The organism is Pseudomonas fluorescens, from assembly GCF_004683905.1.
Taxonomy (GTDB): domain Bacteria; phylum Pseudomonadota; class Gammaproteobacteria; order Pseudomonadales; family Pseudomonadaceae; genus Aquipseudomonas; species Aquipseudomonas putida_A.
On record NZ_CP038438.1, the window covers coordinates 3,683,440 to 3,707,780 of the forward strand.

Genomic DNA, 24,341 nt, shown 5'->3' on the forward strand with positions numbered 1-24,341 from the left:
TCGTTTCAGCCAAGCAGAACCCCAAAAGCCCTCCTAACATCAGCCACAACCCAGCACTTTGTGTGATTTGATCAGCCTGAAGGAAGACTTATGCCCCGCCCCGATCTGCCGGCCAACGACGAGCGCCCCCTCGCCAGCCCCCCGATCAATGCCGAGCGTCTGCTGCAACTGATCACCGACGAATACGACACCCTGCCGCGCCAACTCAAGCGCATCGCCAGCTACATGAGCCAGCAAAGCGACCGGATCATGGTCGACCGCATCAGCGACATCGCCCGGGAGTGCGAGGTGCATCCGTCCGCCATCGTGCGCTTCTCGCAGCGCTTCGGCTTCAGCGGCTTCAGCGAAATGCAGGCACTGTTCCGCACCGCCTACACCCACAAAGCCTCGCCGGTGCACAACTACCAGCAACGCATCCGCAGCATGATCGCCAACCAGTCGCAGCAAGCCAGCGACGGCGACCTCGCCCGCGAATGCATCGACGCCACCCGCTCCGGCATCGAACGCCTGGGCCGCGAACTCGACGACGTCGCGTTCGAAAAAGCCGTCGACCTGATCGTCAACGCCGACAACATCTATGTCGTCGGCGTGCGCCGCTCCTTCGCCGTCGCCGACTACCTCGTTTACAACTTGCAACATACTCACAAGCGCATTCACCTGGTTTCCGGGCTGGGCGGCAGTTATCGCGAGCAGATGCGCAGCGTGCGTAGCGGCGATTTGGTGATCGCCATCAGCTTCACCCCCTACGCCAAGGAAACCCAGCACTGCCTGCGCTACGCCCGCCAGCAACAGGCCAACACCCTGATCCTCACCGACAGCCACCTCTCGCCATTGGCCAAAAACGCCAACAGCCTGCTGCTGGTGAATGAGGGCAGCGCATTGGCGTTCCGTTCGCTGAGTGCGACCTTGTGTTTGTGTCAGGCGTTATTTGTGGCGGTGGCGTATCGGCTGGAATTGAATGTGGATGAGATTCACGAACAAGCCGGTTTTGACGACTGACATTTACCTCAGGCTCGGCTAGGTTATGCCTTCCCACCGGTTCGACTTGAAGGAACGCGTCATGAAACTGATCGGCATGCTGGACTCCCCTTACGTGCGCCGCGTGGCGATCTCCGCCAAACGCCTCGGCATCGACCTCGAACATGAATCGGTCTCGGTGTTCCGCCACTTCGAGCAATTCCAGCAGATCAACCCGGTGGTCAAGGCGCCCACGCTGATCCTCAACGACGGCGTGGTCCTGATGGACTCCACCCTCATCCTCGACTACCTCGAAGCCGCCAGCGGCAAAAGCCTGCTGCCGACCGACCTCAAACAACGCGCCCACGCCCTGCGCCTGATCGGCCTCAGCCTCGCCGCCTGCGAAAAAGCCGTGCAGCTCTACTACGAACGCAACCTGCGCCCGGCCGACATTCAATACCAACCGTGGGTCGAACGCGTCGAAGGCCAACTCGCCGCCGCGTTCACCGCCCTCGAACAGGAACTGGAAAAAACCGGCCTGCCCACCGACGGCACCCTCACCCAGGCCGGCATCAGCCTCGCCGTCGCCTGGAGCTTCACCGACCTCGTCGTCCCCGACCAGATCGATACCCGCCGCTACCCGCACATCGCCCAATACACCGCGTACGCCGAAACTCTCGAAGCGTTCGTCAGCACCCCGATGACCTGACCATGAGCACCACCGACACCGCCGCCCCGGCGTTAAAGGAAATCTTCAACGCCGAACGCCTGCAACACATCGCCAGCGAAATGAGCGCCGTGTACCCGGCGTTCAAGGCCAAGGCGTTTCTCAAGCACGCCAACCAAGGGCTGGCGGAATTGTCGGTGATGCAACGCATGGCCCGCGTCAGCGAAAGCCTGCACACCGTGCTGCCCCTGGACTACGAGGATTCCCTCGAAGTCCTGCGCGAACTCGCCCCCCGCCTCAACAGCGGATTCGTCAGCATGTGCCTGCCGCACTACGTCGCCAGCTACGGCAGCCACGCTTTCGAGACCTCGATGCAAGCACTCAAATACTTCACCACCTTCGGCTCCTCCGAATTCGCCATCCGCCACTTCCTGCGCAGCGACCTCGAACGCTCGCTGGAACACATGCACGACTGGACCCAAGACCAAAACCACCACGTCCGCCGCCTCGCCAGCGAAGGCACCCGCCCTCGCCTGCCCTGGTCATTTCGCCTGGAAGCCGTGCAAGCCAACCCGCAACTGACCGCCGTAATCCTCGATCGGTTGAAAGCCGATGAGAGTTTGTACGTACGCAAGTCCGTGGCGAACCATTTGAATGACGTCACCAAGGAACATCCGGAATGGGTGCTGGACACGATTGAAAGCTGGCCACTGGAGAACAAACACACGGCGTGGATTGCCAAGCATGCGTTGCGCAGCTTGATCAAACAGGGCGATCTGCGTGCGCTGACGGTGATTGGTGCGGGCGCCAAGGCTGAGGTTGAGTTGCTGGACGTGCGGGTTGAGCCGGCTGTGGTTCGGTTGGGTGAGGCGATTACGTTGTCGTTTACAGTGAAGTCGACGGTGGCGCATGAACAGCGGTTGGTGATTGATTATGCGATTGACTATGTGAAGGCGAATGGCGGGGTGTCGGGGAAGGTTTTCAAGTTGAAGACGGTGGTGTTGGCGGGGTTTGGGGAAGTGGTTGTGGGGAGGCGGCAGGTGATTAGGGATTTTACGACGCGGAGGCATTTTTTGGGGCGGCATGGGGTTAGGGTTTTGGTGAATGGGGAGGTTTTGGTGGGTGGTGCGTTTGAGATCGTTGCTGAGTGATATCGCTATTGGATTCAGTTGATCTGGCAGAACTCGGACTGATGGGAATTACGAAGGGGCTGCTTTCGGCCAAAAGCGGACTATCAGTAGAACCCCTAGCAGATTAATGATATTCCTACTTTCTTGATAATTTTGGTCAGTCTGAACGTAGCGTGGGGTGTGAACGCTTGCATGGTGTTGTCATCGAGGCAGGCCTAGAACGCAGTTGCCCCCTCGATTGGGAAGAGGAAGAAGACATAGGGTGGGCGGTATGGATGGTCAAAACCAGGAGCGAGTTTCAAGTCCAGCTGCCACCGGGAGCGCAGGCGTTTTCTTCGAGCAGCATGTTCAGGCGTATTGGTTGGCGCAATTGCTTGTCCGCAGCATCCCGCCAATACTGACTGATAGAGGTGTTACAGAGGTCCATTTTCAAACAGAGCATCTCGGTTTCAATACCGATGATTTCCTCGTCATCTGCGAGCGGGAAGGTGAAGCACCCGCAAAACTTGTTGGCCAAGTTAAGCGTAGCCTCACGATTAGTGCTGCCGACGATGAGTGCAAGAAAACTGTTGAAGATTTCTGGAAAGACTTCAAGAAAGCCGTCCCTTTCAACCTCCAGTACGATCGCCTTGTCCTCGTTACTCTACGGGGCACGAACACGCTCCTCGAAAATTTCTCTGGGCTACTCGATTGCGCCAGGGGGGCCGCTGATGGCAAAGAATTCCAGCGGCGCCTGTCTCTCAACGGATTCATCTCTAAGAAGTCAGTCTCCCAGTGCAATGAACTATGCACAATTGTAAGCGCACTGGAAGACACGCCCGTCACTGCCGAATATCTGTGGCCCTTCTTGTGCGTATTACACGTACTGAGCCTCGATCTGCACACATCGACCCGTCAGACCGAAGCACATGTCAAAACACTGCTCGCTCTCAAGTCCACTAACTCAGATCCGCTCGCAAGCGCGACTGCGGCCTGGAACAGCCTTTTGTCCTTTACCAGCGACGCTAATCCAGCCGCTCGAAGCCTGAAACGCGCTGACCTTCCAGATTCTCTTATCCTGTCATACGGCGAAGTCGGAACGCACGAGAGACACGTACTGGTAGCCTTGCAAAACCATACCGATTTCGTGCTGAGGAAAATCCGCAAAACGATTGGACCAACCTTACACCTGCAGCGCGCTAGGATTATTCAAAAAGTTATTGAAGCCCTCGAAACGAAGCAAGTTGTCCTGATCACGGGGCCAGCTGGTAGCGGAAAGTCGGTTATTGGCAAAGAAGTAATGTCTTTTCTTTCCCGCGAATTCTTCACCTTTGGCTTCCGGGTTGAGGAGTTCGCTGCCGCCCACATTGATGAAACCCTGCACAACAGTCAGATTCCCGCGCGCGCCACAGAGCTACAGGCCATTCTCGGAGCGCAGGACCGCAAGGTACTCGTCATCGAGAGCGTCGAACGCCTGCTCGAAAAGCCCACACGTGACGCCTTCAGTGATCTGATGACGCTTACCCAGGGAGACAACGGTCTCAGTATCGTCATGACCTGTCGCGACTATTCCGTGGAGCAAGTACAGGCCAGCTTCCTTCTACCTGCAGGAATTGATTACGCTGTTATCGAGGTACCAGAACTCGACGACTCCGAACTAGAAGAGATTCAGACAGCGTTTCCATCAATGGCGATCCCACTGGGCAATCCAGCTCTGCGCAAGATCCTGCGCAACCCGTACTTTATCGACAAAGCACGCCAGATTCCTTGGGATGCAGGACGCCCACTTCCAGAAAGCGAGAGGGATTTTCGGGCTGTTTTTTGGCGGCAGATAGTACGTGCGGATCACAACCCCGCCAGCGGCATGCCGCGTCTGCGCGAAGAGGCTTTGCAGGAGCTGGCTGTACGCAGGGCGCGTGCCCTTTCAGATCATGTATCCGCTTCTGGATTCGACCCTGTAGCCATAACTCTGCTGAAACAGGACTCCCTCGTTGTTTCTCCGGACGGGAAGCCTCTGCTCGTTGCGACGGCGCACGATGTACTCGAAGACTGGGCCATCCTGCAATGGATCGAGGAGCAGCACCTTACGGATGAAATGGCATTCAAGGCGCTCGCCTCCGCGATTGGCCCGCATCCCGCATTGCGCCGCTCTTACCGAAAGTGGGTTGCCGAACTGGTCGATCGCGATGAGCCTGCTGCAGACCGGATCTTCCGAGCAGCCATCACCCAAGCAGATACTCCCGCTCAATTCCGCGACGACACGCTGGTTTCGCTGTTGAAAGCACCATCTGCCCCCGAATTCCTGGCGCGGCACGAGGCTGATTTGCTCGCCAATGACCGAGCCGTACTCAAGCGGGTAATCCACCTACTGCGGGTTGCCTGCATGACATCGCCTACCTGGCTTGACGGCGTGCGCGGCCACAGTTCGATCCTGAGCGTGCCGGACGGCGTGGTCTGGGCGACCGTCGCAGGTCTTGTTCATCGCAACATTGGCAGTTTCGGTTCGGAAGACTCTCCACTGCTACTTGCATTGATCGAGGATGCCGTACGCGGCGTCAATTGGTGGGCACCGGACATCGAAGGAGCCGAACAGATCGCCGGAATTGCTCATTGGCTCCTCCCGACCGTTGACAACTACAGAAGGGGCGATGCACGCAAACGCGTTCTCAAGGTCATTGCCAAGATTCCAAAGGCCAACCCTGTTCGCTTCGAAGCTGTTATGCGCGGACAAATCAGGGACGGCTGGAATCACGACCCCGTCGCCGAAGAGTTTCGCGACATTCTTCTTGCGGGTCTCGACGGTGCACCTACGGCTCGCGACCTGCCGGATCTTTTGATCCGCGTCGCACTCGATAACTTTCTCGCCACGGAGGAGTACCTGCGCGAGGAGTCCTTCGGTCATTCATCCTTCGACATTGAGCTTTACTTCGGTATCAAGGAAGAACTGAGTCGCCATTTTCTCCCTGCCAGTGCGTTCCGAGGACCATGGATCAACCTGCTCACGCGCCATCCAGAAAAGGGCCTCGATTTCCTGGTACAGGTCTTCAATCACAGCGCCGAGTGGTACGCGCATCCACGCCTTGGTGATCGATTGGAACCCGCTTGGGAAGTCGAGCTGAAGCTCGCAGACGGGCTAGTGCGGAAACAATGGGTAAACCCGCGGCTCTGGGGGATGTACCGAGGCCTCGGCGTCAGCCCCTATGTACTTCAGTCGCTGCTAATGGCTCTCGAGAAGTGGCTGCTCGACTATGCTAAATCCCACCCTAAGGGATTGGACACTGTGCTGCTTGCGATCCTGCGCCGCAGCGAATCCGCAGCACTCGCAGCAGTCGTTGCAAGCGTGGCAATTGCCCATCCTCACCTGTCCGGAGAGGCCCTTCTAGTAATGCTTTCAGTGCAGGACTACATCCTTATCGACCGCATTCGCATGGCCAGCGAGCACCAGACTTCCCTGCTTGCGGGAATGTTTCCCACCATGAACGCCGAAAAAAAAATATATGAAGAGGAAAGGAAGCAGTCTAACGAGCTAGCGCATCGTCAACATGACCTCGAAGTTGCTATCGCAAACCTGCAATTCGGCTCTCTTGCCCCAAGGGTTCACGCCATCATCGACAAGCACCTGGCCGAACTACCTGCATTGGGCAAGCGTCAAGAAGATGACTTTGTATGGCAGCTTGCCCTTCATCGGATGGACTTGCGCCAGTATGTGGTAGTTAAAGACCAGCCAGCATTTAGCGCGACATCTCCAGTGGACAACGAAGAGCCAACTAATAGCTACATCAGTCTGGAACCCAAACCAGCGGCCCCAGAAGTGCAGCAATTCATTGAGGAGAGCACAAAGGGCACAGAAGCAACGAAAGCCCGTCTAGACATCTACAACTGGGGACTCCAAATCTTCCAATACAAACTTGGCTCTGCTGAACCCGCACAATGGAGGGAGATGCTCTCAGAGGCGAAGGAGATCGACCGCACCAATGAATACCCGGACAGTAGCCAAAATGCTCCCGGTTTTGTCGCTGCTGTGTGCATCCGCGATCATTGGGAGGATATGTCGCCACAAGAGCAGGACTGGTGCATTGATGTCATCTGCTCCGAAATCTCCAGGCACGGGGACGCATGGGGAAGCGTAAACCGGATGCAGAGGTTCTCAATGCAAGCCGATCGTCCGTGTGCTTCTGTGGCGCCGCTGCTCCTTGCCAAGCCTCTGACTCAAAGCCAAAAGCCGCGCGTGCGTTTGGCTTTTATTACTGCAATAACACACCCAATTGAAGAAGTCCGCTGGTATGCCAGCAATGGCATTGATGGCCACTTCTGGACAGAAAATGCCACGCTTGCCCTCCGCATTGTCAATGCTATTTCTACAGAGGCGTCTAACTCCAATTGTGATTGGGCAGCCGAAAAGAATAAGCGATACGATAAGCGTAAGCCGCTGGAAGCTATCGTCGCCGCGTCAGCCTCAGCGGTTCGCGAGCGTTTCTGGACTGACGGAACGATCGCCGAAGATGCGCACATCCGGCTCGAAATCACCGACTTATTCGGTGCTGAGGCGTTCGAAAAAGTTCTCGCAATACTCGGCCAAGTACCCAGTGATCCTCTCGCTGTGGCTGCGTACAGACGCGCCACTGAATACTTGGTCGACTGTTGGAGCCGCAAGTACGACCGCTCTAATGGGCAGCGTGAGCGAAACTTTGAAAGTGAACAGTCGATCTGCTACTGCGTGCAAGAGTTTGTCATGCGTGTGGCTGATGTCGATGCGGTACACGTCCTGCAGCCCATCTTGGATGCGGTTGAGAGGCACCCACGCGAAATCCATAGCGTCGTCCAAGGATTGACCAGCAGCGAGGATCGCAACCCTAATACCAAGCAGTATTGGTTTTTATGGAACCTGTTTGCCGAGAGGCTCAAGCACGCCAAGTGGCTTGCACAACTGGAAAAGGAGCATCCATACGGCAGTGAGGTACTCTTGACGATCTTCCTGACCGCGTATTGGAAGGACGAAGTCCGGCACTGGAGGAGCCTGGAAGGCCACGCTCATAACGTCGACTCACTGTTTAATGCTCTGCCGCCGGTCTCGATCGTACTGGACAGCTACGCGCGTTTTCTATACCACATAGGCGAGCGTTCCATGCCAGCAGCTTTTGTAAACATTGCAAGTGCGATCAGGCTCGGAAAGAGCGCCGACATGCTGCGCGAGTCCAACACCGTTTTCATACTCGAAAGTTTGCTCCAGAGGCATGTCTACTCACGTCCGTTAGAACTCAAACGCGATCCCATCCTGCGTGAGGCAATTCTGTATCTGCTCGACGCGCTTGTCGAAAGCGGCTCATCTGCAGCGTTCCGAATGCGTGACGACTTCGTAACACCGGCTACCTGACTTCACTACTTTTTGCTAATGAACTTGTTAGCAGGTGAATCGCCGCGGATTCCCTAAACAGTCGATGACCGCTTTTGGCCGAAAGCGCCCCTTCGTTGGACGCAGCAATGACTCGACGTAAGGACAGGCAGGAGATGTCTTCTTGCTGCCTCCTACCAACTCCCGTACGGAATGCCGAATCTCTCGATATACCGCTTGGACTTTTCACTGACAGGATACGCATAGCGCCCTTGGTTCTTACCTTGACTAGGCCCCAGCGGTTCGACCTCTGCCTGTGCTCTGGCGACTTTGACAGGATGGTGGCATGAGTCTCTAACCCAGACTTGCACGCCACCACCGGGAGCCAGGCCCAAGTAGAGAGACGCGTTATAGCGCCCCTTTTGTTCAGGTGTTTTAGCGCAGCGCTGATTGACGGACTCAAGCATGAGTTGTCTGGCTTCCTCTGGGATATCTACCCAGGCCTTGTACGTTTGCGGTTCAACAATGGACTGCCAACGGACATAGATCCTTTTGGGAAGATCAGCACCTACAACAGCTTTTCCGTTGCTTCCCACGCCGTGCCAACCTTGAGCAGATGCTGTTCCATCCTCTGGCTGCCCGCCTGAGGCCGATCCACCTCCGGTATGCATGAATGCTCTGCCTTTAATGTCTTCGACCGAAGTGTCCTCAACCCAGACTTTCATGTAGTTGGGCTCGGTAAAGCCTAGTTCCCACCAAGGAGATTTGGGGTCGTTTTTGGCTGATAGCGGATCACTTGGCTGGCACCCGCTGATCAAGAGAACACAAAGCATCGTTGTAAGTAGTTTCATCAGATGACTGTTACCAACTACCGTACGGAATGCCGTACTTGTCGATATAGCGCTTGGCCTTTTCACTCACAGGGTAGGCATAACGACCCCCATTTTTCCCCCGCTCCGGACCCAGCGGGTCGATTTCGCCTTGCGCTCTAGCAACCTTGATTGGTCGGTGGCATGAATCCCTCACCCACACCTGAACAACACCACCCGGAGCGAGCCCCAAATAAACTGAAGCCATGTAACGCGCTGTTCTTTCGGGCCTTTCCGGGCATCGTTGATTTGTGGAGGTCACCATTATTTGTCTGGCCTCCTCAGGAATATCCACCCACGCTTGCCAAGTTTTCTGCTCGACGATCGATTGCCATCGGACATAAATGCGAATGGGTAGATCGGCACCCACCACTCTTTTTCCGCTGCCTCCCACCCCTGTCCAGCCGCGGGCAGACTCAGTACCGTCTTCAGGTTCTCCGCCAGCAGCAGTCCCCCCGCCGGTTCTGAAGAAGACTCTGCCGGTAATATCCTGCACCGAACTGTCCTCCACCCAAACCTTCATGTAATCGGGTTCAGTGAAAGCCAGTTCCCACCATTCGGATTTAGGATCATTTTTGGCCGAGAGCGGATCAGCAGACTGGCAACCGGTCATGAACAAAGTAAGAAGTAAGGTGACGATTAGTTTCATTACCAGAGAGTCCAGTCAGGTACATGGGGATGTTGCACACGAATCATGTCTTCGGTGGGTGCGTTGATGTAGACGGCTCGGATACCACTGCCATCCCTTCTTCCAAGTGGATGATTCCAGTTAGCGGACATATGAATGTATTTCAACTTCAGCAATTTCTCCTCATCCTGAGTCGTGCTGTAGTCACCCGCCACAAATCGATCACACAGTGCCTGCAGCTCTGAGGGCACCGCCAGAGCCGCCGTTCCGGGAATCTCGTTGAATCGAACGCCCTTTTCCTTTGCGAGGCTATACATCACTCGCAGGTACACCCTCGACAACAGGCCGCTCACAGGACGTTTGAGTTGTACGGCGGCATAAACACGCTTCCTGCGAGGGCTGAGCCGATCTTGTTGATCTACAGGTAGGAGAAGCGCTTCAGGAGTAACAATCTCCAGCATGTCTTCAGACCAGCCTTTGGAGACCCACTGATTTTTCAAAGACACAGCATCCCGATAGATGGACGTGGTAGACACATCGGTAAACTGCGAGACCTCAAGCGTTTGCATCGGACTGACGAGTACACACTCCTCAATCTCATCGCGGTAGCCACCACCAATATCGGAATGCACACCTGGAAGAGTGATTTCCAGGTGATCGGCTTTGACGCGACTCAATGCAAAGTTCGCCCGATACTCATCACGCGCGGACAGCTGAACGACATCAGTAAAAAAACGACGGTCCAGGTAGAGCTTGATGCCCGTGGCGACTGGGCTCTTTACATTCCCCAGATTGGACCAGCCAGCAATCGAAGGCACGGTGTCGAACAGACCAATGAATCCCATATTGATACTGCTTTTGTACTGGTCAATGAAGGTTCGACTGAAGTCACTCGCATTGCTGCGGAATATATTCCCTAAGGGGCCCTGTTTTCCGCGAACGACTTCATTTGCAAAGTGCCGTGCGGCCGCAGCGCCTCGACTGAAGCCGAACGTATCGAAAGTCAGAGACGTGATTTCACTGTTTGGATTGTTATCCAGAACATCTTCAATACGCGATTTGATCTCTTCAAAAGAGTGCTGGACACGTCCCGCAACACCCGTATCACCTCGACCTGTGCCAGCGCCGAATTTACTGTCCTCTTCACCTGACCGGGTACCGATCCCCTCGACGTAAATCATGCGGAATGCTTGCTTGTGCGAACCATCGCCCTCCGCCTTCTGAGGTGCGAAATAGAGCTCACTCAGTTTTTGCACATTGCTGATGTCGTTGGCGTAGCTGCTATCCGGATCACTCATGTACGGCTTGCAACTGGCATCGATATCCTGCGGCGCAATGGGATGATGAGCACCGCAGAGCAACCCCGCAGCGGAGTTATTTGCGTTGTTACCAGTACCATCAAAGAAAACCCCAATCCTCAACGCGATGCCGACTTTCTCAGGCTCGCGCGCAGGTTCTTTCCCATGCTTCTCATACTCCGCCCAACGCTGGGCATGAATATCGACGGGTTTGGCTTCTTCGTAGCGGTAGTTTTTCGGGGGGTTGGGAACGTAGCCACTCAATCCTTGATTCCTTGTTCTGATCCTTGAAGAACGGGCCGAAGGGTGACAGCCGAGGCTTGGGGGCGCAAGGCGTGGCTCTGTGCCAGCTCGGTTGAAATTGCCGGGTGCGACGAGGGTATGGCTCGTCGCACGGGCACGGCTAGTGGGCGATTTCGACGTTGTCGAGGGCCTGGTTTACGGCGAGTTCGCCGAGCATGACGACCTGGGCGATGCCCAGTGCGGTTTTGCGGTGGGAGGTGTCGAGTGTGGCGGCGAAGTTGTTGAGCATTTCGCTGGCGGAGCCGAGGGTTTCGCTGGCGTTGGCGAGCAGGGATTCGGTGTCGCACTTCGGGTTGGCGAGGTACATGGGTTCAGGTTTGTGCGGGCTGGCCATGATTTGGGTGGCCGGGGACAGGTAATGGTCGAGGGCGCGTTCGGCGGCTTCGTGGAGTTTTTTGGAATCGAGGGATTCGTAGGGCGATGCGAGGTCGGTTTCTGGCGGGTTGGGTGTTGGTTTGATCATGGTGAAACTCCTAGTTATTGAAGAGGAGCCTTCACCCTCGCTACCAAACGAAGGGTGGCGGCCACACGCGGGTTGGTAGACCGGTAACTAGGACCCGGCACACCCGAAGGTGTCCTGCGCATGGCCACCATTGAGCAGCGACCTGATGAGGTCTGCGAACGGTGCGCGATGCGACTAGTTATGGCGGGCTACCAAACCCGATCACTGTTTTTCAGCGACCGACAGACGATAGAACCCGCGCCCTAGACGCACAAGCCGGCGGATTCTGGCGTACTCGTAGGCGATGGCGCAAGGCGTTGTAGGGCTTCGGTGGTAACGGCAGGCTTCATATAAACATCCCGATTATTTCCTGTTTATCCGCCGGTTGAACGAGCTACCGATCCAGCACCCAACCGGCAATGATCGGAATGCACTGTTCCGGCCAAAAAAGTCATTTACACACCTACCTCGCCATCGCCCGGCTCGCTAGAGTGCAGCGCTCTTTTCAACTGGCTGACGTACTGATGAATTTGTGGTTTCGACTGCTCTGCATGCTTTTTCGCCGACCGTGGCGCAAGCCTGTCAATGCGCTGGAATCCACCGTTATCCGCATGCGCGTGTGGCCGCTGGATCTTGATTTGAATCGGCACGTCACCAATGGTCGCTACTTCACCATGGCTGATGTCGGGCGCATGGATTTTGTGTTGCGCAGTGGCGCGTTTCGGGTGGCGCTGCGAGCTAAAGCGTTGCCGATCGTTGGCGATACCTGGGGTAAATTTCGGCGTGAGCTGAAGCTGTTCGAAGCGTTTGAAATTCACAGCCGGATGCTTGGCTGGGACGACAAATGGAGCTTCATGGAGCATCGCTTCGTGAGCAAGGGACGGGTGATCGGCGTGGTGGTCATGCGTGGGCTGTTTCGTTCGGCGAAAGGCACGATTGCGCCGGGTGAGTTTGTCAGGGAGTTGGGGTTGCCTGAACAGTCGCCCGAGATGCCGGAGTGGTTGACGTCGTGGTCGGCGAGTTGTGATCTGATGAGCCGTCAGCTTAGGGGTGAGGAGGTTTGAGTCATCGGGTGCCTGGATGATCGTGTTTATGGATGCAGTACGGTGTCGTTTGGGCTGGCGTCTTCGCGAGCAAGCCCGCTCCCACAGGTTCGCGGTCAGGCTCGGGAACTCGTTTTGACTGGGCTGGCGTCTTCGCTAGCAGGCTAGCTCCCACAGGTTCTGCGCAAGGCTCGGGAGCACGTCTGGCCGGGCTGGCGCCATCGCGGGCGAGCCCGGCTCCCACAAGGATTGGGGGATGGCTATTGGCGGTGGCGGGTCATGTTGATCAGGGCTGCGCGTCTGCCGCCCGGTGCCGGGCGTTCTTCGATGGAGAACGGCACGAAGCCGAGTTTCGGGTAGAGCAGCAACCCCGCCGTGTTTTCATTGAAGCAGGACAGCTGCACTTCCCTTGCCCCGTACTTTTCAAAGCCGACCGCAGTCATGGTTTCGACAATGTAGCGAGCGACACCCTGGCCCCGGGCGTAAGGCGCGACGATGACGTTGCCGATGCAGCAGACGCCGTCGTGCTCGGCACGGTAGAAGTTGGCGAAGCCGACGAACTCGCCGTTGGCCAAGAACGCCGTGGAGTCGAAGCGCTGGCTGATCGCGGTGTGCATCTGCTCTTCCGTCAGCGGGAAGCTCGCTTTCGGGAACATGAAGAACAGCTCTTGTTCGCCTTGCGGAAAGCTGCAGAGGGTGTTGACGTCGTCGGCCGTCACTGGCCGGTGGGAGAAAATCATCGCTGCCCTGCCCTCACTTTTTAACCGTCAGATGATGCGCAACCAAGGCGTTGGCATGACCGTGGCCCATGCCGTGTTCCTCCTTGAGCCACGCCACCAGCTCCATGTGCTTCTTGTCGGTGATGCCGGCGAGCAGGTTCAGCCAGTGCTCGATAGGCTGGCCATATTTTTTTTCGATAGCGGGAAAGTACGACGCCGGGCCTATTACCTTGTTGTCTTCGCTCATGCTGCCAGCTCCCTTGGGTCACGACGGAGGGTCGGCGGACGCTCCTTGTCGGCAGGTCATAGAGTGGACGCGGGACGCTGTTCCGGCAAGTGGCCCGGCCAGCCCGATCAGTTCACGCCGACCTTCACCGGGAATTCGGATGACCACGATTCCTGCCCTGCTTTGAGGATCGGCAGCGCGGGGTAGCGGTATTCGCTGAGTGCCTTCAGTACGGCCTGGTCCACGTCGTGATTGCCAGAACTTTCGACCAAGGTGAGTTGCGGCACCAGCGAACCGGGTTTGCCTTTCGCCTCCAACGTGACCGGTTTATTCGCGGTGCCGGGTTTGATCTGTCTGTTCAACAGCAACTCGGTGTCGTACACCGTACTTGCGAGACTGGTGCTAACAGCGTCGTACCATTTTTCGTTGTAACGCTGTGTCTGTTCGGCAGTCAGGGTCAACCCCTGGGCACGGACCCGCTGCACACTGGCCCAAGCCTGGTCATCGATTTGCTGGGTGGCATTAAGGTAATGCGTCAGCGCCCCGGACAAGTCTTGCGGGCCACCTCGGCCTTCTTCCATCAACCGGGCCAGCGCGAACTCACTGTTGAAGCTTTCTCGGTGTGCGAGCGCCAACTGATAAAGCCGTCGCGCCTCGACAGCGTCGGGCGTCTGCCCGCGGCCCTCCTCGGCCATGCGCGCCAGTTGCTCATAACCGGCGCCGTCCACCGTAGCGACAGACTCATACAGGGAGCGCGCCTTGCGCAAATCCGCCGATAAACCGCCACGACCAAACTCATACAAAGCGCCGAGCGCAAGCTTGCAGTTGAGGTTGCCGTTGTTGCTGGCGTCGCGGATGTAGTCGACGCGATCGGCGGAAAGGTCACTCACCTTGGCGAACAGCAGGCAGCGAGTGCCGGTGAGACTTGCTTCCTGAGGAGTGGGTGGAGTGGTTTTGCAGCCTGCAACGAGGATCGTGAGGGCCAGAATAGCAACTGCCTTGTTCATGAGGGTCATCCGTTCATATCGCTTTAAGGTGCCACGGTTGGAGCTGATTCAATCGAGGGAAGACTCAGTTCTTTCTGCTCTCGTCAAATCTCTGCCGCGGACTCTTGCCGTCCGTCCTGACGATCGGGATCGCCTGATAGCTCTTCTGGCCCGGTGGCATGATCGGGTCACCGGGAAAGCGATAATCGCTGAAGGCTTGCATGACTCTTTGATCAAGGGCGCTATCGCCCGAGCTTTGCCGTATCGAAACCACCGAGGCCAATGCGCCGGGGGTGTGCTCCAGCTGTACTTGCACCGGTTTGGTGGCAGACGTCGAATTGACGTTGTTCTCCAGAGACTTCTCTATGGCGGCGACCCGTTTCTTGAGGCCGCTTTGCACGCTGCTGACAAAGAGATTGTTATAGCGCTGTTGCTGCTCGATCGTCAGAGGCAAGCCTTTGGCGCGCAGGCGTTCGATGCCTTGCCACGCGTCATCACCGAGATACTGCGTGGCGTTGAAGTAATGCGTCAGCGCGCCTTGCAGGTCCTGCGGGCCACCGCGCCCGTCCTCCATGTATTTGGCCAGTTTGGCTTCACTGCGCTGCTGCTCGGGCTTGCTCACGGCACGCTGATAAAACTGCCGCGCATCGGTGTCATTGACCGGCCCGCCGATGCCTTCTTCGGCCATGCGCCCAAGTTGGCCATAGGCGCTGGCGTCTTTATCGGCCACGGCTTGATAGAGGGCCTTGGCTTTGGAAATGTCCTGGGGCACACCGCGCCCCTTCTCGTACAGGTTGCCCAGCATGATCGTGCACGGCAGGTTACCGCTCTGACTCAGGTCGCGGATGTAGCTGACTTCCAGCGAGGTGATGGCTTTATCATCCCAGTAGGCGAAGCAACGCAGAGCGGGAAAATCTGCGACCTGGGTATAAGCGCTGTTGGTTTTGCAGCCTGCGATGAGGGCGGTGAGTGCCAGTAGAGCAACAACCTTGTTCATGAATGGCATCCGTTGAAATCGTGCAGATTTCATCGGCAGGCAGGTGCAAAACCTGAAGTCCAAGCACTCGAACACGCCACAAAAACTGTGGGAGCGGGCTTGCTCGCGAAGGCGTCGTGTCAGCCGAAATCATCAGTGGCTGATACTCCGCCTTCGCGAGCAAGCCCGCTCCCACAGGGATTGGGGGTTGAAGGGGCTCAGGGTTATTCGGTGCGGCCCGGCAACATCCGCACCAGCGTGTTATCCCGCACCCAGTAGTGGTGAAACAGCCCCGCCGCCGCGTGCAAGCCGATCAGCCAGTAGCCGGCGCTGCCCAGCGTTTCATGCCAGTACTTGAGCTGTTTGGCGAAGTCCGGGTCGATGGCGACTGGTGCCGGGACGTGGAAGCCGAAGTACGGGAAGGGTTTGTCGGCCGCGGCGAGCATCAGCCAGGCGAGGATCGGCGTGGCGATCATCAGCACGTACAACGCCAGGTGCATCAGGTGCGAGATGCCGGTCTGCCAGGCTGGCGGCTTCGGAGTGATCGGCGGGCGTGGGCTCAAGCGGCCGAGGAGACGCACCCACACCAGCACGAAAATGCTCGCGCCGAACAGGCCGTGGAAGCCCATCAGCAGGCCGCGCGCTTCGCTGCCCTTGGGCATGAAGCCCTTGATTTCGACACAGGCATAGACGCCGACGAACAGCGCCAGCATCAGCCAGTGCAACGTAATTGACAGTTTTCCATAACGGGTTACGGCGGTGTCGCGGGTCATAAGTAGCGCCTCGTGATTGTCGTGAGTGACGGTCGATTCGTTCGACAGTCTCGATCCGGTTGCAGGGCGAACCGACGGGGCCACCCTGCCCTTGCAGTCTTAAGACAATCTGAAGATTGCCCGTTGATTAACCTTTTTTCACCTTCAGACTTCGTTAAGAAACGCCTCCGATACTGCGCTCAAATCATTGAGGGAGGCGTTCTGCCCATGCCCGATTTCGACTGGAACATTCCCCTGCCCCTGCGCTTCGGTCAAGCCGAAACGCCGCAGATGACGTTGACCGGCGCCTTGCCCGACGACGCGCTGCGAGAGACTTTCGAAGCTTTCATCCAGCAGCGTTTTCGCAAAGCCCACGGCGCCGACATTCGGCACTTTATGCCCGAGCTGTTCGGCATGCACAACGGCGACGGTGAGCTGTGTGCGGTGGCCGGTGTACGTCGTGCACATCAAGAGCCGCTGTTTCTCGAGCGCTATCTGGATGAACCGATCGAACCGTTGATCAGCGCTGCGGCGGATCGTCCGGTGGATCGCACCGGCATCGTCGAAGTCGGCAACCTCGCCGCCAGCGACACCGGCAGCGCACGCATGAGCATCATCGCCATCACCTACCTGCTGGCCATGGGCGGCCTGGAATGGGTGACGTTCACCGGCAACATCGGGCTGGTCAACAGCTTCCATCGGCTCGGTCTGAAGCCAGTGACATTATGCGCCGCCGACCCGGATCGCCTGGGTGACGAGCGTCAACACTGGGGCAGTTATTACGAAAGCAAGCCGTGGGTGCACGTCGGCAACATCCGCGCCGGCTTCATCCATTTGCGCAATATCGGCCTGTTCACTCGATTGGGCCTGCCGACCTCGATTGAAGGAGCCTGCCATGTCGCTTGAACTGCAACGCTTCCAGGAAACCCTGCGCGACCATGCCCGGCGCAATGACAACAGCACCGCGCTGTGGGGCGATACGCTGAAACTCGATTACGCCACTGTTTACGCCGAGGTGCTGTATCGCCAGGAGCGCCTGCGCGATGAACAGGCGCAGGTGATCGCCTTGGCACTGGATAACGGCGTCGATGCGATGCTGTGGGATCTGGCCGTGTTGTTCGAGGGCTTGACCTGCGTGACGCTGCCGGCGTTTTTCAGCCCCGCGCAACGGGCCCATTGTCTGGAACAGAGCCAGGCCGAACGGGTGATTGCCGAACCGGAGCTGGACGCCGAACTGCTCGCCGCCGGTTACGAGAAGCATGGTGAGTTCTGGTGCCGCACGTTCGATGGCCCGAATCGCCTGCCAGCCGGCACCGCCAAACTGACCTTCACCTCCGGCACCACCGGCACACCGAAAGGCGTGTGCCTGAGCGCCAACAGTTTGCTGCGTGTGGCGCGTGAGCTGGATCAAGCGAGCAAATCCACCGATCCGCAGCATCATCTGGCGTTGCTGCCACTGGCGATTCTGCTGGAAAACCTCGGCTGCTACGCCGCGCTGTACGCCGGTGCGACGCTGAGTCTGCCGAGCCAGAAAACCTTGGGCATACAGGGCGCCAGCGGCGTCGATGTACCGCACCTGCTGGGTTATCTGGCCGGACGTGCGCCGGAGAGTCTGATTCTGGTGCCGCAACTGTTGCTGATGTTGGTCAGCGCTGCCGAACAGAAAGCCTTCGATCCACAAAAACTGCGTTTCGCCGCCGTCGGTGGTGCGCGGGTCTCGGAGGACTTGCTGCACCGAGCGCAGCGTGTCGGCCTGCCGGTTTTCGAAGGTTATGGCTTGTCCGAATGCGCCTCGGTGGTGTGCCTCAATCGCCCCGGCGCACGGCGTCCGGGCAGCGTCGGCCAGCCGCTGCCGCACGTTGAAGTGCGCCTGGCCGAAGACGGCGAAGTACTGATCAAGGGCTCGGCGCTGCTCGGTTATCTGGGGGACGCGCCATACGCTGATGAATGGTGGCCGAGCGGCGATCTGGGCGAGTTCGACCCCGAAGGTTTCCTCTACCTCAAGGGCCGCAAGAAGCACCAGTTCGTCACCAGTTTCGGGCGCAACGTCAACCCGGAATGGGTCGAGTCGGAACTGACCCAGCGCCGCCATATCGCCCAGGCTTTCGTCTACGGCGAGGCCCTGCCGCACAACCACGCCTTGCTCTGGCCGCACCGTGCCGATTGCAGCGACGCGGAGCTGGCGGCAGCGGTCGCCGAAGCCAACGAAGCCCTGCCCGATTACGCCCAGGTGCACCGCTGGACGCGCCTGCCGCAACCGTTCACCGCCACCAATGGTTTGCTCACCGCCAATGGTCGCCCGCGCCGCGAGGCGATTGTCGCGCTGTACCACGCCCAATTGACTGAATCCGCTGTTTCCGAGGAGTCCGCATCATGAGTTTTTTCGACACCCTGCAAGAAGCCACGCAGCAGGAACGTCACGAGCTGTTCAACCTGCCGATCATCCTCGATGCCCTGCAAGGCAAGGTCAGCCTGGAAAGCTATCGGGCATTTCTGGCTCAGGCGTATTACCACGTGCGCCACACCGTGCCGTTGATGATGGCCTGCGGCGCGCGCCTGCCGACACGGCTGGAGTGGCTGCGCAAGGCCGTCTGCGAATACATCGAAGACGAATACGGCCATGAACAGTGGGTGCTCAACGACATCGCCGCGTGTGGCGGTGATCGCAACGCGGTGCGCGACGGGCAGCCATCGCTGCCGATCGAATTGATGGTCAGTTTCCTCTACGACTTGATCGCCCGAGGCAATCCGGTGGGCCTGTTCGGCATGGTCAATGTGCTTGAAGGCACCAGCATCGCCCTGGCCACACATGCGGCGGGGAGCATTCGCGAGCGTCTGGCGCTGCCGGACACCGCGTTCAGCTACCTCAGCTCGCACGGTTCTCTGGACATCGAGCACATGCAAACCTATCGCCACTTGATGAATCAGCTGGAAGATCCAGAGGATCAGGCAGCGGTGATCCACGCCTCGAAAGTCGTCTATCGCCTGTACTCCGACATGTTCCGTGGCCTGCCACGTGACGCGGAGGCTCAACATGCAGCTGCGTGATGCGCGGGTGGTGTTGACCGGCGCCAGTGGCGGCATCGGCATGGCCATCACCGAGGCCTTGTGCGCCGCCGGCGCCCAGGTATTGGCGGTGGCGCGGCATGAGCAGGCGCTGGCGCCGTTGCTTGAGCGCTACCCGAATTCGCTGTGCTGGGTCGCCGCCGACCTGACCTTCCTCAGCGACCGGCGCAAAGTGCTGGCCGCCGCCGAAGCCATTGGCGGCATCAACCTGCTGATCAACGCGGCCGGGGTCAATCATTTCGCCATGCTTGAACAGCTGGATGACAGCGACATCAACGCAATGCTCGCGGTGAACATCAGCGCACCGATGTGCCTGACCAAACTGCTGCTGCCACTGCTCAAACAGGCCGACAGCGCGATGGTGGTCAACGTCGGTTCCACTTACGGCTCGATCGGCTACCCCGGTTACGCCAGTTATTGCGCGACCAAGTTCGCCCTGCGCGGATTCTCCGAAGCGCTGCGCCGCGAACTGGCCGACACCCGGGTCAACGTGCTTTACGTCGCGCCCCGGGCCACGCGCACTTCGATGAACAGTGCGGCGGCGCAAGCCTTGAACGATGCGCTCAAGGCCAACGTCGATGACCCGCAAACCGTCGCCTCGGCGGTGATCCACGCGATCGCCGGCGACCGCCGCGACCTGTATCTGGGCTGGCCGGAGCGCTTCTTCGTACGCCTGAACAATCTGCTGCCACATCTGGTGGATCGAGGCCTGCGCAAGCAGTTGCCGCTGATTCGCCGCCTCAGTGAGAAACCTGACAACGAGCCGCCAAAATCATGAAAAGACTTTCCGCATGCCTGTTGCTCGCCGCCCTCAGCCAAAGCGTCTGGGCGCTGGAACCTGCCGATCAGCAACGCCTCAACGGCATCCAGCAGAGCTGGGCGCACATCCAATATGAAGTGGCAGAAAAACAGCGCGCCGCCGCGTTCGAGCAGTTGTCGTCCGAAGCCACTGCCTTTACCACCCAGCGTCCGGCAGTGGCCGAAGCGTGGATCTGGAAAGGCATCGTCACCAGCAGCTGGGCCGGCGCTCAGGGCGGACTCGGTGCCTTGGGCAAGGCCAAGGACGCCAAGGCCGATCTGGAAAAAGCCCTGACACTCGACCCCAAAGCCTTGCAAGGCTCGGCCTACACCAGCCTCGCCGCGCTGTATGATCGCGTCCCGGGCTGGCCGATCGGTTTCGGCGACAGCGACAAGGCCGAGCAACTGCTCAAGCAAGCGCTGCAACTGAATCCGGAGGGCATCGACAGTCTGTACTTCTGGGGCGATCACCTCTACCGTCAGAAGCGCTACGCTGAAGCCAGGGTCGCGCTGCTCAAGGCTCAGCAGGCTGCACCGCGCCCGGGCCGGGAAACCGCTGACGCCGGGCGCCGCAAAGAGATCGCCGCCCTGCTGGTGGATGTGAACAAGAAACTCGACTGACAGGAGTCCGCGTGCGTTTATTACTGATTGAGGATGACGTAGCCCTCGGTGAAGGCATTCATCAGGCATTGGGGCGCGAGGGCTACACCGTCGATTGGTTGAAGGATGGCAGCAGCGCGTTGCATGCGCTGCTCAGTGAAACCTTTGACGTTGCCGTACTCGATCTGGGCCTGCCGCGCATGGACGGCCTCGAAGTGCTGCGCCGTCTGCGCGACAGCGGTTCGAACCTGCCGGTGCTGATCCTCACCGCGCGCGATGCCACCGAAGACCGCATCGCCGGGCTGGACGCCGGCGCCGACGACTATCTGGTCAAACCCTTCGACCTCAATGAGTTCAAGGCACGCCTGCGCGCCTTGTTGCGTCGCAGTGCCGGGCGCGCCCAGGCGCTGATCGAACACGCCGGGATCAGCCTCAACCCCGGCACCCAGCAGGTCAGCTATCAGGGTCAACCTGTCGCGCTGACGCCCAAGGAATATCAGTTGCTGCATGAATTGCTCTCGCCGCCGGGCCGGGTGATGACCCGCGACCAACTGATCCAGTTGCTTTACGGCTGGAACGAAGAAGCCGAGAGCAACACCCTGGAAGTGCACATCCATCACCTGCGCAAAAAATTCTCCACCGACCTGATCCGCACCATTCGCGGTGTGGGTTATCTGGTGGAGGAGCGTCGATGACCTCGATTCGTCGCCGTACGCTGACGCCGATCATCGGGCTGTTGCTCGCCGGTCTTGCGGTGCTCAGCGTGTTCAACCTGCACGACAGCAACCACGAAATCGCCGAAGTCTACGACGCGCAACTGGCGCAAAACGCTCGCCTGCTGCAAGGCGTGATGCGCATGCCGATGGCGAGCAAGGATCACTCGCAGTTGTATCAGGCGTTCAATCAGGCGCTCGGCGAAGCCAAGCCACGCGTCGACGGCCATCCTTACGAAAGCAAGATCGCCTTCCAGGTGTGGAACCCGAAAAACGAGGTGCTGGTGCACACCGCCAGTGCCCCGTCGTTCACCGCCCCGCCGACGAAGCCGGGCTTCAGCGATGTGGTCGACTTGAACAACCGTCACTGGCGCGCCTTCATGCTCGAAGACCCGCAGAACGGTCTGCGCATCTGGGTCGGCGAACGCGATGATGTGCGCGCCGATCTGGTTGATCGCATCGTGCGCCACACGCTGTGGCCGAACGTGCTCGGCAGCCTGATACTCGCGGCGATGGTCTGGCTGGCGATCGGCTGGGGACTCAGGCCCTTGGCGAACATGGCGCAAACCTTGCGCGCCCGACACAGCGGCTCGCTGGAGCCGCTGCAACTGACGCCGCTGCCCAGCGAACTGGAACCGATGCAGGCGGCGCTCAACCGCATGCTCGCGCAGATTCAAGAAGTGCTTGGCCGCGAACGACGGTTTATCGCCGACGCCGCCCACGAGATGCGCACGCCACTGGCGGTGCTGCGGGTGCATGCGCAAAACCTGCTGGAGGCCGGTACCGAACAGGAGCGCCGCGAGTCGTTGCAGTTTCTGATTTCCGGCGTCGACCGCACCAGCCGTCTGGTCAACCAGTTGCTGACCATGGCCCGCCTCGAACCGAAATCCAACCCGCCGCCGCTGCAACGCATCGACCTCAGCGAAACCGTGCGCAACAGCCTCGTGCAACTGACGCCGTGGCTGTTGAGCAAACACCTGGAACTGGCCTTCGAGGACGGCGAACAACCGTTCCACGTCATGGCCAGTACCGCTGCGATCGACATTGCCCTGGGCAACCTGATCACCAACGCCGCCAACTTCTCGCCGGAGCACGGCGTGATCACGGTCAAACTGAGCCAGGCCGAGGGCTGGTGCCTGCTGAGCGTGGAGGATCAGGGCCCGGGAATAGACGAAGCGGATCGGGCGCGTCTGTTCGAACGCTTTTACAGCCGCGGCAACACACAAGGTGCGGGCTTGGGGCTGACCATCGTCAACACCATCGCATTGCGTCTGGGCGGGCGGATTACCTTGGTCAACCGGCCTGAGGGCGGCTTGCGCGCCACCTTGTCGATGCCTCTTGGCTCAGTTGTGCAGCAACGCAGCGGCGGATGACACCACCAGCAACACCGCCAGAATCCGGTTCAGCCACTGCAACTGCGCCGGATTGCTCAACCAGCGCGCCGCACCGCGACCGAGCAACGCCCACAGCGCCAGACACGGCAACGACACCAGAAAGAACGCCAGGCACAACGCGTTCAAGCCCTGCCCTTGCGCGGTAAATACGCTGATCACCGCAATCGACATCATCCACGACTTGGGGTTGACCCATTGCAACAGCGCGGCGCCGAGCAAGCTCAGTTCGGCTTTTTCCTCGCCGGCAGTGGGATCGATGGCGGTGGCCGGCGCGGTGAAAATCTGCCACGCCAGCCACAGCATCCAGCACATCCCCAGCGCACTGATCACCGGGCGCACGCCGGGCAGCATCAGCGTGCTGGCGCCTGCGCCGGCCACCCAAACCAATGACGCAGCGCCCGCCCCCGCGCCGAGAATGATCGGCAGGCACGGCCGCCAGCCGCGTCGGGCGCTGGTGCTGAGCACGATGAGGTTGGTCGGCCCCGGGGTGATCGAGGCAACGAAGGCAAAGAGGATGAACGCAAGCATGGCACGGCCCTGTAGAAAGTCAGGGCTAAGTGTGATGGTCGAGCAAGGTGACGGTCTTGAACGTTTGTTCAGCGTCGAAAGGTGCCAATGGCGCGTTGCTGATAGGCGCCCGGCGTGATGCCGTAGGCACGCACGAACCAGCGGCCGAGATGGCTTTGATCGGCGAAGCCGAGGCGGCCGGCGACTTCCACTGGCTGCATGCCGGCGGCAAGCATCTGCCGGCCACGGCTCAGACGTAGCTGGATCAGCCACGCGTGTGGCGCCAGACCATAGGCAGCCTTGAACGCGCGCGTCAGACGAAAGCGGTCGGTGCCGCAGACGTCGGCCAGGGTTTGCAGGCTGATGTCCTGTTCGTGGTAGGTCACCAGGTAATCGCGTGCCTGCCGGGCGAGCAATGGCGCGTGGTTGGCAGCGGTCGGTTGCGGTCGCCGGTACAGATGAATCGCCAGTCGTTCGAGCAAGGCATCCAGCGCCACATCGCGCACCATGCGCACGTCCTGCTGATGCAGCGCATTGAAGGCAAACAAGGTGGCGCGAGCCAGTTCGGGATCATCGTTGAGCACACTGCCGATCCCCGGCAAGCCGCTGCCGTAACTGCCCAGATGCAAACCGTCCAGCGCTTGCTCCAGCCATGCCGGTTGCAGATAGAGCATGCGATAGGTGAAACCGTCCGGGCTCGGCGCATCGCCGTCATGGATGTCGCCGGGCTCAAGCATGAACACCTTGCCCGGCGTGCTGTCATGCCGCGCCCGACGGCTGTTGAAACGCTGCACACCTTGCTCGGTGAAGCCGATCAGGTAGGTTTCGTGCCAGTGCGGATCGTAGGCGTGCGCATGCCCGGCGAAATGCGCGTGCAGGGTTTCGATGCCGGTCTCCCGGTCGCGGGCAAGGTCGATCCAGTTGCTCATGGCGTGCGTACAGTGGTGGGCTGGGGC

General features: G+C 59.1%; 23 protein-coding genes and 1 pseudogene. 13 read left to right on the top strand and 11 right to left on the bottom strand.

What is annotated here, in order from left to right:
- Window positions 1–90: 90 nt before the first annotated feature.
- From E4T63_RS16800 to E4T63_RS16815, 5 genes and pseudogenes are all read left to right on the top strand, one after another.
- Window positions 91–999, top strand: coding sequence for a MurR/RpiR family transcriptional regulator (locus tag E4T63_RS16800; protein ID WP_135296066.1), 909 nt, complete (start codon window positions 91–93; stop codon window positions 997–999).
- Window positions 1,000–1,060: 61 nt separating this feature from the next.
- On the top strand, window positions 1,061–1,666 hold the full coding sequence (locus tag E4T63_RS16805; protein WP_135296067.1) for a glutathione S-transferase: 606 nt from the start codon (window positions 1,061–1,063) through the stop codon (window positions 1,664–1,666).
- A gap of 2 nt (window positions 1,667–1,668) precedes the next feature.
- Window positions 1,669–2,775: a DNA alkylation repair protein gene (locus E4T63_RS16810; protein WP_135296068.1), complete on the top strand. Its 1,107-nt coding sequence runs from the start codon at window positions 1,669–1,671 to the stop codon at window positions 2,773–2,775.
- A gap of 324 nt (window positions 2,776–3,099) precedes the next feature.
- Window positions 3,100–3,159: pseudogene (locus E4T63_RS28985) on the top strand (hypothetical protein); the annotation flags it as partial.
- Between the two features lie 721 nt (window positions 3,160–3,880).
- Window positions 3,881–8,107 (top strand): ATP-binding protein, encoded by a 4,227-nt coding sequence (locus tag E4T63_RS16815; protein WP_432431707.1) that lies wholly within the window; start codon window positions 3,881–3,883, stop codon window positions 8,105–8,107.
- A 152-nt stretch (window positions 8,108–8,259) separates the two neighbouring features.
- Here E4T63_RS16815 and E4T63_RS16820 read toward each other — a convergent pair whose 3' ends face one another.
- From E4T63_RS16820 to E4T63_RS16835, 4 genes are all read right to left on the bottom strand, one after another.
- Entirely contained in the window at window positions 8,260–8,916 is a 657-nt protein-coding gene (locus tag E4T63_RS16820) for a DUF2931 family protein (RefSeq protein ID WP_135296070.1), read from the bottom strand.
- Window positions 8,917–8,926: 10 nt separating this feature from the next.
- Window positions 8,927–9,583, bottom strand: coding sequence for a DUF2931 family protein (locus E4T63_RS16825; protein ID WP_123586750.1), 657 nt, complete (start codon window positions 9,581–9,583; stop codon window positions 8,927–8,929).
- On the bottom strand, window positions 9,583–11,124 hold the full coding sequence (locus tag E4T63_RS16830) for a T6SS phospholipase effector Tle1-like catalytic domain-containing protein (RefSeq protein WP_135296071.1): 1,542 nt from the start codon (window positions 11,122–11,124) through the stop codon (window positions 9,583–9,585). The genes E4T63_RS16825 and E4T63_RS16830 overlap by 1 nt, the downstream gene beginning before the upstream one ends.
- A gap of 139 nt (window positions 11,125–11,263) precedes the next feature.
- Complete coding sequence (locus tag E4T63_RS16835) at window positions 11,264–11,626, bottom strand: DUF6124 family protein (protein WP_003226001.1); 363 nt, start codon at window positions 11,624–11,626, stop codon at window positions 11,264–11,266.
- A gap of 503 nt (window positions 11,627–12,129) precedes the next feature.
- Between E4T63_RS16835 and E4T63_RS16840 the strand changes: the two genes are divergently transcribed.
- A complete protein-coding gene (locus E4T63_RS16840) occupies window positions 12,130–12,669 on the top strand; it encodes a thioesterase family protein (protein WP_095136509.1) in 540 nt (179 codons plus the stop codon).
- A gap of 239 nt (window positions 12,670–12,908) precedes the next feature.
- On the opposite strand, the gene E4T63_RS16845 is transcribed toward E4T63_RS16840, so the two are convergent.
- The 5 genes from E4T63_RS16845 to E4T63_RS16870 all read right to left on the bottom strand — a co-directional run bounded on the left by E4T63_RS16845 (window position 12,909) and on the right by E4T63_RS16870 (window position 16,328).
- Window positions 12,909–13,388: a GNAT family N-acetyltransferase gene (locus E4T63_RS16845; protein WP_135296072.1), complete on the bottom strand. Its 480-nt coding sequence runs from the start codon at window positions 13,386–13,388 to the stop codon at window positions 12,909–12,911.
- Window positions 13,389–13,401: 13 nt separating this feature from the next.
- Window positions 13,402–13,614, bottom strand: coding sequence for a DUF4287 domain-containing protein (locus E4T63_RS16850; RefSeq protein ID WP_135296073.1), 213 nt, complete (start codon window positions 13,612–13,614; stop codon window positions 13,402–13,404).
- 107 nt (window positions 13,615–13,721) lie between these two features.
- Window positions 13,722–14,609 carry a tetratricopeptide repeat protein gene (locus E4T63_RS16855; RefSeq protein WP_135296074.1) on the bottom strand — a complete coding sequence of 296 codons (888 nt, stop codon included), beginning with the start codon at window positions 14,607–14,609 and terminating at the stop codon, window positions 13,722–13,724.
- 55 nt (window positions 14,610–14,664) lie between these two features.
- Window positions 14,665–15,576 (bottom strand): SEL1-like repeat protein, encoded by a 912-nt coding sequence (locus E4T63_RS16860; protein WP_135296075.1) that lies wholly within the window; start codon window positions 15,574–15,576, stop codon window positions 14,665–14,667.
- Between the two features lie 203 nt (window positions 15,577–15,779).
- A complete protein-coding gene (locus tag E4T63_RS16870) occupies window positions 15,780–16,328 on the bottom strand; it encodes a cytochrome b (RefSeq protein WP_098964407.1) in 549 nt (182 codons plus the stop codon).
- A gap of 207 nt (window positions 16,329–16,535) precedes the next feature.
- Here E4T63_RS16870 and E4T63_RS16875 point away from each other — a divergent pair, with 207 nt between their 5' ends.
- From E4T63_RS16875 to E4T63_RS16905, 7 genes are read left to right on the top strand one after another with little or no spacing between them, the layout of a single operon-like run.
- Window positions 16,536–17,213, top strand: coding sequence for a thermostable hemolysin (locus E4T63_RS16875; RefSeq protein WP_098964408.1), 678 nt, complete (start codon window positions 16,536–16,538; stop codon window positions 17,211–17,213).
- A complete protein-coding gene (locus E4T63_RS16880; protein WP_135296076.1) occupies window positions 17,203–18,684 on the top strand; it encodes an AMP-binding protein in 1,482 nt (493 codons plus the stop codon). The genes E4T63_RS16875 and E4T63_RS16880 overlap by 11 nt, the downstream gene beginning before the upstream one ends.
- The gene (locus tag E4T63_RS16885) at window positions 18,681–19,355 is read left to right on the top strand and encodes a TenA family transcriptional regulator (RefSeq protein WP_135296077.1); all 675 of its coding nucleotides are present in this window, start codon (window positions 18,681–18,683) and stop codon (window positions 19,353–19,355) included. Before E4T63_RS16880 ends, E4T63_RS16885 begins: the two co-directional genes overlap by 4 nt.
- Window positions 19,342–20,151, top strand: coding sequence for an SDR family oxidoreductase (locus E4T63_RS16890; protein ID WP_098964411.1), 810 nt, complete (start codon window positions 19,342–19,344; stop codon window positions 20,149–20,151). The genes E4T63_RS16885 and E4T63_RS16890 overlap by 14 nt, the downstream gene beginning before the upstream one ends.
- On the top strand, window positions 20,148–20,792 hold the full coding sequence (locus E4T63_RS16895) for a tetratricopeptide repeat protein (protein ID WP_135296078.1): 645 nt from the start codon (window positions 20,148–20,150) through the stop codon (window positions 20,790–20,792). The genes E4T63_RS16890 and E4T63_RS16895 overlap by 4 nt, the downstream gene beginning before the upstream one ends.
- Window positions 20,793–20,803: 11 nt before the next feature.
- Window positions 20,804–21,466: a response regulator gene (locus tag E4T63_RS16900; protein ID WP_098964413.1), complete on the top strand. Its 663-nt coding sequence runs from the start codon at window positions 20,804–20,806 to the stop codon at window positions 21,464–21,466.
- Window positions 21,463–22,857 carry an ATP-binding protein gene (locus tag E4T63_RS16905; RefSeq protein ID WP_135296079.1) on the top strand — a complete coding sequence of 465 codons (1,395 nt, stop codon included), beginning with the start codon at window positions 21,463–21,465 and terminating at the stop codon, window positions 22,855–22,857. Before E4T63_RS16900 ends, E4T63_RS16905 begins: the two co-directional genes overlap by 4 nt.
- Here E4T63_RS16905 and E4T63_RS16910 read toward each other — a convergent pair.
- Together E4T63_RS16910 and E4T63_RS16915 are read right to left on the bottom strand one after the other, a co-directional pair.
- On the bottom strand, window positions 22,828–23,406 hold the full coding sequence (locus E4T63_RS16910) for a LysE family translocator (protein ID WP_135296080.1): 579 nt from the start codon (window positions 23,404–23,406) through the stop codon (window positions 22,828–22,830). The two genes, E4T63_RS16905 and E4T63_RS16910, sit on opposite strands and share 30 nt — an antisense overlap.
- Before the next feature lie 68 nt (window positions 23,407–23,474).
- Window positions 23,475–24,314, bottom strand: a complete 840-nt coding sequence (locus E4T63_RS16915) for a helix-turn-helix domain-containing protein (RefSeq protein ID WP_135296081.1) — start codon at window positions 24,312–24,314, stop codon at window positions 23,475–23,477.
- Between the last annotated feature and the right edge of the window lie 27 nt (window positions 24,315–24,341).

Coding starts and splice junctions, on each gene's coding strand:
- E4T63_RS16800 (WP_135296066.1), top strand. CDS start 91: ATGCCCCGCCCCGATCTGCCGGCCAACGACGAGCGCCCCCTCGCCAGC.
- E4T63_RS16805 (WP_135296067.1), top strand. CDS start 1,061: ATGAAACTGATCGGCATGCTGGACTCCCCTTACGTGCGCCGCGTGGCG.
- E4T63_RS16810 (WP_135296068.1), top strand. CDS start 1,669: ATGAGCACCACCGACACCGCCGCCCCGGCGTTAAAGGAAATCTTCAAC.
- E4T63_RS16820 (WP_135296070.1), bottom strand. CDS start 8,916: ATGAAACTACTTACAACGATGCTTTGTGTTCTCTTGATCAGCGGGTGC.
- E4T63_RS16825 (WP_123586750.1), bottom strand. CDS start 9,583: ATGAAACTAATCGTCACCTTACTTCTTACTTTGTTCATGACCGGTTGC.
- E4T63_RS16835 (WP_003226001.1), bottom strand. CDS start 11,626: ATGATCAAACCAACACCCAACCCGCCAGAAACCGACCTCGCATCGCCC.
- E4T63_RS16840 (WP_095136509.1), top strand. CDS start 12,130: ATGAATTTGTGGTTTCGACTGCTCTGCATGCTTTTTCGCCGACCGTGG.
- E4T63_RS16845 (WP_135296072.1), bottom strand. CDS start 13,388: ATGATTTTCTCCCACCGGCCAGTGACGGCCGACGACGTCAACACCCTC.
- E4T63_RS16850 (WP_135296073.1), bottom strand. CDS start 13,614: ATGAGCGAAGACAACAAGGTAATAGGCCCGGCGTCGTACTTTCCCGCT.
- E4T63_RS16855 (WP_135296074.1), bottom strand. CDS start 14,609: ATGACCCTCATGAACAAGGCAGTTGCTATTCTGGCCCTCACGATCCTC.
- E4T63_RS16860 (WP_135296075.1), bottom strand. CDS start 15,576: ATGAACAAGGTTGTTGCTCTACTGGCACTCACCGCCCTCATCGCAGGC.
- E4T63_RS16870 (WP_098964407.1), bottom strand. CDS start 16,328: ATGACCCGCGACACCGCCGTAACCCGTTATGGAAAACTGTCAATTACG.
- E4T63_RS16875 (WP_098964408.1), top strand. CDS start 16,536: ATGCCCGATTTCGACTGGAACATTCCCCTGCCCCTGCGCTTCGGTCAA.
- E4T63_RS16880 (WP_135296076.1), top strand. CDS start 17,203: ATGTCGCTTGAACTGCAACGCTTCCAGGAAACCCTGCGCGACCATGCC.
- E4T63_RS16885 (WP_135296077.1), top strand. CDS start 18,681: ATGAGTTTTTTCGACACCCTGCAAGAAGCCACGCAGCAGGAACGTCAC.
- E4T63_RS16890 (WP_098964411.1), top strand. CDS start 19,342: ATGCAGCTGCGTGATGCGCGGGTGGTGTTGACCGGCGCCAGTGGCGGC.
- E4T63_RS16895 (WP_135296078.1), top strand. CDS start 20,148: ATGAAAAGACTTTCCGCATGCCTGTTGCTCGCCGCCCTCAGCCAAAGC.
- E4T63_RS16905 (WP_135296079.1), top strand. CDS start 21,463: ATGACCTCGATTCGTCGCCGTACGCTGACGCCGATCATCGGGCTGTTG.
- E4T63_RS16910 (WP_135296080.1), bottom strand. CDS start 23,406: ATGCTTGCGTTCATCCTCTTTGCCTTCGTTGCCTCGATCACCCCGGGG.
- E4T63_RS16915 (WP_135296081.1), bottom strand. CDS start 24,314: ATGAGCAACTGGATCGACCTTGCCCGCGACCGGGAGACCGGCATCGAA.